The organism is bacterium (assembly GCA_016873475.1).
In the GTDB taxonomy this organism is placed as follows: Bacteria; Krumholzibacteriota; Krumholzibacteriia; order JACNKJ01; family JACNKJ01; genus VGXI01.
Genome location: VGXI01000127.1, coordinates 1 through 9,481, shown reverse-complemented (window position 1 = coordinate 9,481; position 9,481 = coordinate 1). Strand labels below are relative to the sequence as shown.

The following is a 9,481-nucleotide window of genomic DNA, read 5'->3' as shown; positions in this document are numbered from 1 at the left end:
GGCCCGCTCGCCGCCGAGGCCGCCGCGCAGAACCCCGCCTACCTGCACCGACAGCGCACGGGTCGTCCCTTCGTGACGCTCAAGAGCGCGGCCAGCCTGAACGGGCTGATCGCGCGCGCGGACGGCAGCTCGCGCTGGATCACGGGCGAGGCGGCGCGGCGCGAGGGGCATCGCCTGCGGGCGGCGGCGATGGCCGTCGCCGTGGGCGCCGAGACCGCGCGCTTGGACCGCCCGCGCTTGGACCTGCGCCTGCTGCCCGCCGACGAAGCGGCCGGCCCGCTGCCGCGGCCCATCGTCTTCGGGGGCGCGGGGAGCGCGCTGCCCATCGATCTCGACTACAGCGGGCGCGCCCCGCTGCTGCTGCTGCCCGAGGGCGCGCCCGGCGCGGCGCCGGCCGGCTGGGAGTGCCGGCGCCTGCCGCGGGGCGGCGCGGGCGGCGTCGACCTCGCCGCCGCGCTCGCCCTGCTCGCCGAGCAGGAGGAGATCACGAGCCTGCTCGTGGAGGGCGGCGGGCGGCTCGTCAGCAGCTTCCTCGCCGCCGGGCTCTGGGAGCGCTGGGAGCTCTTCGTCGCGCCGCGCCTGCTGCCGGCCGACGGCCGCCCCTTCTGGACCGCGCTCGCCGAGCGCGAGGGCCTGCGCATCGAGCGCCTGCGCCCCCTCGGCGAGGACCTGCAGCTCACGCTCGCGCCGGCCGGCGCGCGCTGAGGGAGGAGCCGATGTTCACGGGCATCGTCGAGACGGTGGGCCGCGTCGTGCTGGCCGAGGCGGCCGGCGGCGGCCGGGACCTGGAGATCGAGGCGCCCGCGATCGCCGGCGGCCTGGCCGTCGGCGACTCCGTGGCCATCGCCGGCGCCTGTCAAACGGTGACCGCGCTCAGCGGCCCGCGCTTCCGCGTCTACGCGATGGGCGAGACCCTGCGCGTGACCACCCTGGGCGACCTGAAGCCGGGCGACGCCGTCAACCTCGAGCGCGCGCTGACGCCGACCAGCCGCCTGGGCGGGCACTTCGTCACGGGCCACGTCGACGGCGTCGCCGAAGTGGTCGCCGTCATCCCCGAGTCCGGCTGGACGACCCTGCGCCTGCGCGTCGACGCCGAGCTCGCCGCGCAGCTCGTGCCCAAGGGCAGCCTGGCCGTCGACGGCGTCTCGCTCACGCTCGGTCCCGAGATCGAGGCCGACGAGTGCGAGCTCTACCTGATTCCCCACACGCTGGCCGCGACCACCCTGGGCGGGCTGGCCGCGGGCGACACGGTGAACATCGAGACGGACATCCTGGGCAAGATCGTGGAGCGCTACCTGGCGCGCGGCGAGAGCGGCGACGGCCGGCTGCTCGGGCTCCTGCTCGAGCAGGGCTTCCTCGGCGCCAAGCGCGGCGCCACGGGCGAGGAGTGAGCATGCGGAACTTCGGACGGGTCGAGCAGGCCATCGCGGCGATCGCCGCCGGCGGCATGGTGGTCGTCGTCGACGACGAGGATCGGGAGAACGAGGGCGATCTGATCATGGCGGCCGAGAAGGCGACGCCGGCGGCGGTGAACTTCTTCGCCACGCACGGGCGCGGGCTCATCTGCGCGCCGGCCGACCGCGACCTGCTCGCGCGCCTGGACCTGCACGCGATGGTCGAGCAGAACACGGCCCTCATGCGCACGCCCTTCACGGTGAGCGTCGATGCCCGCGAAGGCACGACGACCGGCATCAGCGCCGCCGACCGCGCCCTCACCGTGCGCCTGCTCGCCGACCCGGGCACGGTGCCCGCCGACCTCGCGCGGCCCGGCCACATCTTCCCGCTCGCCGCGGCGCCGGGCGGCGTCCTGCGCCGCGCCGGGCACACGGAGGCCGCCGTCGACCTCGCGCGCCTGGCCGGCCTGCGTCCGGCCGGCATGCTCTGCGAGATCCTCAACGCCGACGGCAGCATGGCCCGCCAGCCCGATCTCGAGCAGTTCAGCCGCAAGCACGGCTTGGCGATGATCACAATCGAGGAGCTGATCGCCTACCGCCACAGCCGCGAGCGTCTGGTGCGTCGGGTGGTGGAGGTCGCCCTGCCGAGCAAGCTGGGCGAGTTCCGGCTCATCCTCTTCGAGAGCCTCGTCGACGGCAGCCAGCACGCGGCCGTGGTCAAGGGCGATCCTGCCGCCCGGCCCGACACCCTCGTGCGCGTGCACAGCCAGTGCTTCACCGGCGATGTCCTCGGCAGCCGCCGCTGCGACTGCGGCGAGCAGCGCGACCTCGCCCTGGCCGCCATCGAGGCCAACGGGCACGGCGTCTTCCTCTACATGACGCAGGAGGGCCGGGGCATCGGCCTCGCCAACAAGCTGCGCGCCTATCGTCTCCAGGAGCAGGGCATGGACACCGTCGAGGCCAATCACCACCTCGGCTTCAAGGCCGACCTGCGCGACTACGGCATCGGCGCCCAGATCCTGGCCGAGCTGGGGCTCTCGCGCATCCGCCTGCTCACGAACAACCCGCGCAAGATCGTCGGCCTGGAGGCCTATGGGCTCGAGATCGTCGAGCGCCTGCCCCTGGAGGTCGAGCCGCGGGGCGAAAACCGCCGCTACCTGGCCGCGAAGAAGGACAAGCTCGGCCATCTGTTGGACCTGATCTAGCGCGCGCCGGCGAGCGCCGGTTGCGCGACGCAGAAAGCACTTGCGTAGGCGAGCCCGGGCGCAGACCCTGGGCGAGAAGGAGGTAGGGCCGTGATCCTGGAAGGGCAACTGAACGCCAAGGGCCTGCGCGTCGCCCTGGTGGTGAGTCGCTTCAACGAGTTCCTCGTCGACAAGCTGGTGGCCGGCGCCCGCGACTGCCTGCTCCGCCACGGCGCGGAGGAGAGCGCGCTCACCGAGATCCGCGTGCCCGGCAGCTTCGAGCTGCCCTTCGTCGCCAAGCTGGCGGCCGAGTCGGGGCGCTACGACGCGGTCGTCTGCCTGGGGGCGGTCATCCGTGGCGGCACGCCGCACTTCGAGTACATCGCCGCCGAGGCGGCCAAGGGCATCGCCCAGGTCGGTCTCGCGACGGGCGTGCCGACGATCTTCGGCGTGCTGACCACCGACACGCTCGAGCAGGCCATCGAGCGCAGCGGCACGAAGAGCGGCAACAAGGGCTGGGACGCCGCCCTCGGCGCGATCGAGCTCGCCGACTTGCGCCGCCGCCTCGGCGCCTAGCATGGGTCGTCGGCGCAAGGCCAGGGAGCTGGCCCTTCAGAGCCTCTACGAGCTGGAGGCGCCAGGCAAGGACGCGGCGGCGGTCCTCGCCGACCAGGCCGGCCGCCGCGGCAGCGCCGGCGAGACGCGCGCCTACGCGGCGCAGCTCGTCGCCTGGGCGCGTGCGGACGCGCCGCGCCTGGACGCCGACATCGCCGCGCGCCTGCAGAACTGGGACCTCGTCCGGTTGAGCCTCATCCTGCGCCTCGTCCTGCGCCTGGCGCTCGCCGAGTCGCGGCGCGCGCCGGAGGTGCCGGCGCGGGTCATCCTCGACGAGGCCGTGGAACTGGCCCGCAAGTTCGACAGCGAGGAGGCGGCGAGCTTCGCCAACGGTCTCCTCGCTGCGCTGCTGGCGGGGGAGCGTCCCCACGAGCAGGTGACGGGGCCGGCCGCATGAGCGCGCGGCGCGAGAGCCGGCGCGAGCACTGGGATCGCTTCTGGGGCGCCCAGCCGGTGGAGGCGGTCTACGAGGCCGTGGGGGCGCCGCACGCGGAGCTGCTCCGCCATCTTCCGCCGGGCGCGCCCCGCGTGCTGGAAGTGGGGGCGGGCAGCGGCCGCGACTCCCTGCGCCTGGCGGCCTGCGGCGCGCGCGTGACGGTGCTCGACTACTCCGAGGCCGCACTCGCCGCCAGCGCGCGGGCGCTCGCGGCGGCGCCGCCCGCCACGGGCAGCCTCCGCCTCCTGCGCGGCGACGCCCTCGCCCTCCCACTGGCGAACGGCAGCCTCGATGCCGTCTTCCACCAGGGGCTGCTCGAGCACTTCCGCACGCCGGCGGCGCTGCTGGCCGAGAACTACCGCGTTCTCCGGCCGGGCGGACTCCTGCTCGTCGATGTGCCGCAGCGCTGGCACTTCTACACGCCGGCCAAGCGCCTCCTGATCGCGCTGGACCGCTGGTTCGCGGGCTGGGAGTGCTCCTTCAGCCCCCGCGAGCTCGAGGGCCTGCTGCGCGCACAGGGCTTCGAGCTGCTCGCGACCTACGGCGCCTGGCCCGAGCCCGGTTTGGTCTACCGCGCGCTGCGGCGCGCTGCCGCGCGGCTCGGCCTGGCGCTGCCGATGCACCCGCCGCCCTTGCCCCTGCTCGGCCAGCTCGCGAACGCTCTCAAGCGCTGGGCGCGTTACCGGCGGGCCGGGCACTACACGGCGATGGTGATCGGCTGCGTCGCCCGGCGGCCGGCGCCGGACGGGCCCCGGCCGTGAGCGGGCAGCGGCCCCCGCGCGCGGCAGCGCCCGGCGCGCCCCTGCGCCTGCTCGCGGTCAACTGGCGGGACCGCGAGAACCCCGAGGCGGGCGGCGCCGAGACGCACCTGCACGAGATCCTCGAGCGCCTGGCCGCGCGCGGCCATCAGATCACCCTGCTCGCGGCGGCCTGGCCGGGCGCGGAGCGCGAGGCGCGCTACGGCGGCCTGCGCGTGCTGCGCGCGGGCGGCCCGCTCACCGCCAACTGGGCACTCGCGCGGCTCGCGCGCCGCCTCTCGCGGCGGGAGCCCTTCGACGCGGTCATCGAGGACGTCAATAAGATCCCCTTCTTTCTGCCCGCGCTGATCGCGTTGCCGCACCTGCTCATCGTGCCGCACCTGTTCGGCGCGACGGTCTTCCGCGAGACGAACTGGCTGGCCGGGCTCTACGTCTACCTGCCCGAGCGACTGATCCCGCGCATCTACGGCAGGAGCCGCGTGATCGCGATCAGCGCGAGCACGCGCGACGATCTCGTGCGCCGCGGCCTCGACCCGGCGCGCATCGCGGTGAGCCACTGCGGCTTCGACGCCGCGCCCTACGACCTGGCGGCGCCGCCGGCCAGGGACGCGGCGCCGCGCCTCGTCCACCTCGGCCGCCTGCGCCGCTACAAGGGCACGCACCTGGTGATCGAGGCCTTCGCGCGCCTGCGCCGCGCGCTGCCGGCGGCGAGCCTGGACATCGTCGGCGGCGGACCCGAGCGCGCGGCCCTCGAACGACAAGCCGCGCGGCTCGACCTCGCGGAAGCGGTGCGCTTCCACGGGCACCTGCCCTTGCCGGCCCTCGTCGACCTGCTCTACCGCTGTCACCTCTTCCTCAACGCGAGCCCGAAGGAGGGCTGGGGCCTCACCGTCATCGAAGCTGCCGCCTGCGGCGTGCCCTGCGTGGCGGCGGATGCGCCGGGCCTGCGCGACTCGGTGGTGGACGGCGAGACGGGCCTGCTCGTTCCCTCTGGCGACGTCCCGGCGATGGCGGCGGCCGCGCTCGCGCTGCTGCGCGACCCCGCGCGCCGCGCGGCGATGGGGGCGCGCGCGGCGGCAAGGGCGCGCAGCTTCAGCTGGGATCGGGCCGCCGACGATGCGGAGACCCAGCTCCGCCGGCTGCTCGCCGAGACCGCCGGCGCGGACGGCGGAGAATCGCGATGAGGGCGCGGCCGGCGGCAACCGCCGAGGCGGCTCCCGGGGCTGCGCGCCGCCGGCGTCCGCTCCTCACCCTGCTCAAGCTGGCGCTCACCGTGGCGCTGGTCGCCTTTCTGCTTGCGCGCATCTCGCCGGGGGCGGCGCTGGCGCTGGTCGGCCGGGCGCGTCTAGCGCCGCTGGCCGCCGCGCTGGCGATCTTCGCGCTCAGCGTCGTGCTCGGCGCCTGGCAGTGGGGGCGCTTCCTCGCGGCGCTCGGCATCCGCCTGCGCCCGGGCGAGCTGACGCAGCTCTACTGGGTGGGGCTTTTCTTCAACAACTTCATGCCGGGCAGCGTGGGCGGCGACCTCGTCAAGGTGCTGGACCTGAGCCGCCGCGCGCGCGATCCGGTGGCGGCCTCGGCCGCCACCCTGGCGGACCGGCTCACGGGCCTCTCGGCCCTGGCCGCGCTGGCGATGCTGGCCGCGGCCGGACTCTGGGCCGACCCTGCGCTGCGCCCCCTCGCCCGCGGGATCCTCATCGGCGGGACTCTCTTCCTCCTGCTCGGCGCGCTCTTCTACCTGGACCCGCTGCTCCGGCTGCTCTACCGACTCGGCGAGCGGCTCTCGCTCTGGCCAGCCGGTGGACTGCGCGCGCGGGCGATCGAGCAGCTGCGCCGGCTGCGGCGACAGCGCGCGCTCCTGCTCAGGCTCTTCGCGCTTTCCCTGCTCGTGCAGGGCCTGCGCGTGGCGGTGCACTACTTCGTCGGCCTGGCCCTGCTCGGAATGGCCGGCCCCGAACTGCCGGCCTACTTCCTCGCCGTGCCGCCGCTCGCCTTCGCTCTCACGCTGCCCCTCACCCTGGGCGGCTTCGGCCTGCGCGAAGGACTCGCGCTGCCGCTCTTCGCGCCCCTGGGCGTGAGCGGCGAGGCGGCCGTGGCGATCGAACTGCTCGCCTACCTGGCGATGCTCGCGGTCAGCCTGGTGGGTGGCTTGCTCTTCCTGAGGCGCCGCCGGGCCGCCGGCGCTGGGCCAGCCGGGGTTGCCGGGCCGGGATCGCCGGGCGGCTGAAGCGCCCGAATTGCCCCTTGCGCGGCGAGGAACTTTAGGGCAGGATCCCTGCTATATGTCGTGAAATGACATTCCCTTACTCGCGCGCGGGAACCCAATGCCAAAGCGACATCCTCTCCTCCTGGCCGCAGGGGCCCTGGCCTTCCTCCTGCCCCTGGTGGTCTATGGCCTGACGCTCTCGCCCACGCTTAACTTCTGGGACTGCGGGGAGTTCATCGCCTGCGGCTGGACCCTCGGTATCCCCCACCCGCCGGCGACGCCGATGTACGTGCTGGTGGCCCGCCTGGCCGGGCTCCTGCCCTTCGGCGAGGGGGTCGCCCAGCGCATCAACTTCATGAGCGCCTTCTTCGCCGCCCTGGCCGCCCTGTTCGTCTACCTGCTCAGCCTGCGGGTGACGGCCGCCTGGCGGGAGGGGGGCGAGGCGCCGCCCGTCTGGGTGCGGGCGGCCGGCGGACTCACCGGCGCTCTCTTCATCGCCTTCAGCGAGACCTTCTGGTTCAACGCCATCGAGGCCGAAGTCTACGCGCTGAGCGCCTTCCTGACGGGCTTCGTCCTCTGGCTCACCCTGGACTGGGCCGAGCACGCCGACCGCCCGCGCGGCAACGCACTGGTCTACCTGATCCTCTACCTGCTCAGCCTGGCCGTGGGCTTTCACCTCGGCACCCTGCTCGTCTTCCCGGGCTTCTTCGTGCTCGCCCTGATGATCCCCAAGAAGGGCTTCAGCAATCTCGACCTCTGGCTGGTGGGGGCGCTACTGGCGCTCTTCCTCGGCAGCACGGTGCTGCACACGCCCGACCCCATCACGCTCGTCGCGGTCCTGGCAATCCTCGGCCTCGGCATCTGGTTCGCGTTGCCGCAGGCGCGCGGCCGCGGCCGGCGGCCCTTCGTACTCTACAGCCTGGCCCTTTTTGTCCTCGGGCTGAGCGTGCACCTGTTCCTGTACATCCGCGCCGGTCAGGGCCCGATGATCAACGAGGCCGACCCCTCGAGTTGGAGCCGCCTCTGGGCCGTGCTCAAGCGCGAGCAGTACCCCTTCCAGCTGCCGACGGAGCGGAAGGCGCCGATCGGCTGGCAGTTCACGCACTTCTTCGGCTACCTCGGCGCCCAGTTCCGCATGCCGGGCGAGTGGAGCCTGCCGATGGGCGGTTTCAACTTCCACCTCGGGCGCGCGCTGACGGCGATCCCGCTCGGGCTCGGCCTGCTGGGCGTCGCCCTCCAGTGGCTGCGCGAGCGGCGCCACTGGGCGGCGCTCTTCACCGTCCTCTTCCTGAACACGATCGGCCTCGTCTTCTTCCTCAACTTCTCGTCCGACGAGGTGCGCGAGCGCGACTACTTCTACGCGAACGGCTTCTACTACTTCGCGGTCTTCATCGCCCTCGGCGCCGTCGGGCTGGTCGACTCCCTGCGCCGGGAGCGGCGTCGCGCGATCTACGCCGCCGTGCTGGCCGGCGCCCTGCTGCTCGCCGCGCTCGGTCCGCTCGTCCACGGCTGGCACACGCACGATCGCAGCGAGAACCTGATCGCCCGCGACTACGCCTACAACATGCTGGCACCCCTGGAGCAGAATGCCGTCATCTTCACCAACGGCGACAACGACACCTTCCCGCTCTGGTACATCCAGGAGGTGGAGGGCTTCCGCAAGGACATCCGCGTCATCAACCTGAGCCTGCTCAACACCGACTGGTACATGCGCCAGCTGCGCGACCTCAAGCCCAGCCTGCCCATCACCTGGCGCGATGCCGAGATGGCCGATGTGGCGACGCACTACTACCGCCTCGACGACGGGCGCATCATCCAGCCGCGCGACGAGGTGATCAACCACCTCTTCATCAACGCCCAGCGCCAGGGCTGGGAGAAGCTGCCCTTCTACTTCGCCGTCACGATCCCGCGCGAGACCCTGCAGCCCTTCCTGCCCTACCTCAAGATGGAGGGCATGGTCTACCGGATGACCCTCACCGAGGGCAGCGAGCAGGTGGACCTGCCCAAGCTCAGGCAGAACCTGGAGCAGGTCTTCGAGTGGCGGGGCATCCTCAGCGAGGAGCGCACGAGCCGCGGCGGCGTCTGGCAGGAGGCGCTCGGCGGGCCCTCGATCGTGGACAAGGTGCCGCCGCCCGACGATCCGCGCCTGAGTCTGCCGCGTTTCTACAAGGACGCGACGATCTCGCACCTGATCCAGAACTACGCGGCGGCCTGGAGCCGCCTCGCGATCGAGCTGGACCGCGAGGACGCGCCCGGCGGTCCCGATCCGGCCCGCGCCGTGCGCGCGATGGAGATGGCGAGCCTGATCCGCGAGGATCTCGGGCCCGTGGCCATGTACCTGGGCTACCTGTACATGAAGAACGGCGAACCGGCCCGGGCAATGCGCTCCTACGAGAAGTACATCGAGCGCGAGCCGGAGAACTGGCAGCTCTGGGCCCGCTACGCGCAGGCCGCCGAGGCCGCCGACGATCGCCAGCGCGTCGTCCAGTCCCTCGGCGAGGTGGTCAAGCTGAACCCGGACTACGAGCCGGCCTACCTCTCGCTGATCGACTACGTCGTGAGCTACTTCCCCTCGCGCGACAACCTGCGCTCGCTACGCGATCAAGTAGCGGCCTATCTGCAGCGGCATCCCGACAGCGCGGCGATGCGCGAGCGCCTGCGCCTGATCGACGAGGCGCTCGCGCAGCCCAGCCTGCCCGGCGCGGGGAGCGCGCAGCCTTGAGCGGGGGCGGCATCAGCGGCGGCCGCGTCCTCGTCACCGGCGCGGCGGGCTTCATCGGCTCGCAGCTCAGCGAGCGCCTGCTCGACGAGGGCCGCGAGGTCGTCGGCATCGACTGCCTCACGGACTACTACGACCCGGCGCGCAAGCGGCGCAACCTGCGCGCGGCCCC

General features: G+C 73.2%; 10 protein-coding genes. All 10 read left to right on the top strand.

What is annotated here, in order from left to right; genetic code table 11:
• Positions 1-705 (top strand): RibD family protein (locus FJ251_10565; protein ID MBM4118163.1); only part of this gene is annotated, 705 nt, incomplete at its 5' end.
• 11 nt (positions 706-716) lie between these two features.
• Positions 717-1,391, top strand: coding sequence for a riboflavin synthase (locus FJ251_10560; protein MBM4118162.1), 675 nt, complete (start codon positions 717-719; stop codon positions 1,389-1,391).
• A gap of 2 nt (positions 1,392-1,393) precedes the next feature.
• The gene (locus tag FJ251_10555) at positions 1,394-2,599 is read left to right on the top strand and encodes a bifunctional 3,4-dihydroxy-2-butanone-4-phosphate synthase/GTP cyclohydrolase II (protein ID MBM4118161.1); all 1,206 of its coding nucleotides are present in this window, start codon (positions 1,394-1,396) and stop codon (positions 2,597-2,599) included.
• A gap of 90 nt (positions 2,600-2,689) precedes the next feature.
• On the top strand, positions 2,690-3,154 hold the full coding sequence (locus FJ251_10550; GenBank protein MBM4118160.1) for a 6,7-dimethyl-8-ribityllumazine synthase: 465 nt from the start codon (positions 2,690-2,692) through the stop codon (positions 3,152-3,154).
• Position 3,155: 1 nt separating this feature from the next.
• Complete coding sequence (gene nusB / locus FJ251_10545) at positions 3,156-3,590, top strand: transcription antitermination factor NusB (GenBank protein MBM4118159.1); 435 nt, start codon at positions 3,156-3,158, stop codon at positions 3,588-3,590.
• Positions 3,587-4,390 carry a methyltransferase domain-containing protein gene (locus FJ251_10540; GenBank protein MBM4118158.1) on the top strand — a complete coding sequence of 268 codons (804 nt, stop codon included), beginning with the start codon at positions 3,587-3,589 and terminating at the stop codon, positions 4,388-4,390. Before nusB ends, FJ251_10540 begins: the two co-directional genes overlap by 4 nt.
• The gene (locus FJ251_10535) at positions 4,102-5,571 is read left to right on the top strand and encodes a glycosyltransferase family 4 protein (GenBank protein ID MBM4118157.1); all 1,470 of its coding nucleotides are present in this window, start codon (positions 4,102-4,104) and stop codon (positions 5,569-5,571) included. The genes FJ251_10540 and FJ251_10535 overlap by 289 nt, the downstream gene beginning before the upstream one ends.
• Positions 5,568-6,611: a flippase-like domain-containing protein gene (locus tag FJ251_10530; protein MBM4118156.1), complete on the top strand. Its 1,044-nt coding sequence runs from the start codon at positions 5,568-5,570 to the stop codon at positions 6,609-6,611. The genes FJ251_10535 and FJ251_10530 overlap by 4 nt, the downstream gene beginning before the upstream one ends.
• A gap of 97 nt (positions 6,612-6,708) precedes the next feature.
• Entirely contained in the window at positions 6,709-9,312 is a 2,604-nt protein-coding gene (locus FJ251_10525; protein ID MBM4118155.1) for a DUF2723 domain-containing protein, read from the top strand.
• A partial coding sequence (locus FJ251_10520; protein ID MBM4118154.1) for an NAD-dependent epimerase/dehydratase family protein occupies positions 9,309-9,481 on the top strand: 173 nt, incomplete at its 3' end. The genes FJ251_10525 and FJ251_10520, both read left to right, overlap by 4 nt.

What these genes read in the sequence shown, in the direction of transcription:
- nusB (MBM4118159.1), top strand. Translation starts at nt 3,156, where the DNA reads ATGGGTCGTCGGCGCAAGGCCAGGGAGCTGGCCCTTCAGAGCCTCTAC.
- FJ251_10555 (MBM4118161.1), top strand. Translation starts at nt 1,394, where the DNA reads ATGCGGAACTTCGGACGGGTCGAGCAGGCCATCGCGGCGATCGCCGCC.
- FJ251_10560 (MBM4118162.1), top strand. Translation starts at nt 717, where the DNA reads ATGTTCACGGGCATCGTCGAGACGGTGGGCCGCGTCGTGCTGGCCGAG.
- FJ251_10530 (MBM4118156.1), top strand. Translation starts at nt 5,568, where the DNA reads ATGAGGGCGCGGCCGGCGGCAACCGCCGAGGCGGCTCCCGGGGCTGCG.
- FJ251_10525 (MBM4118155.1), top strand. Translation starts at nt 6,709, where the DNA reads ATGCCAAAGCGACATCCTCTCCTCCTGGCCGCAGGGGCCCTGGCCTTC.
- FJ251_10540 (MBM4118158.1), top strand. Translation starts at nt 3,587, where the DNA reads ATGAGCGCGCGGCGCGAGAGCCGGCGCGAGCACTGGGATCGCTTCTGG.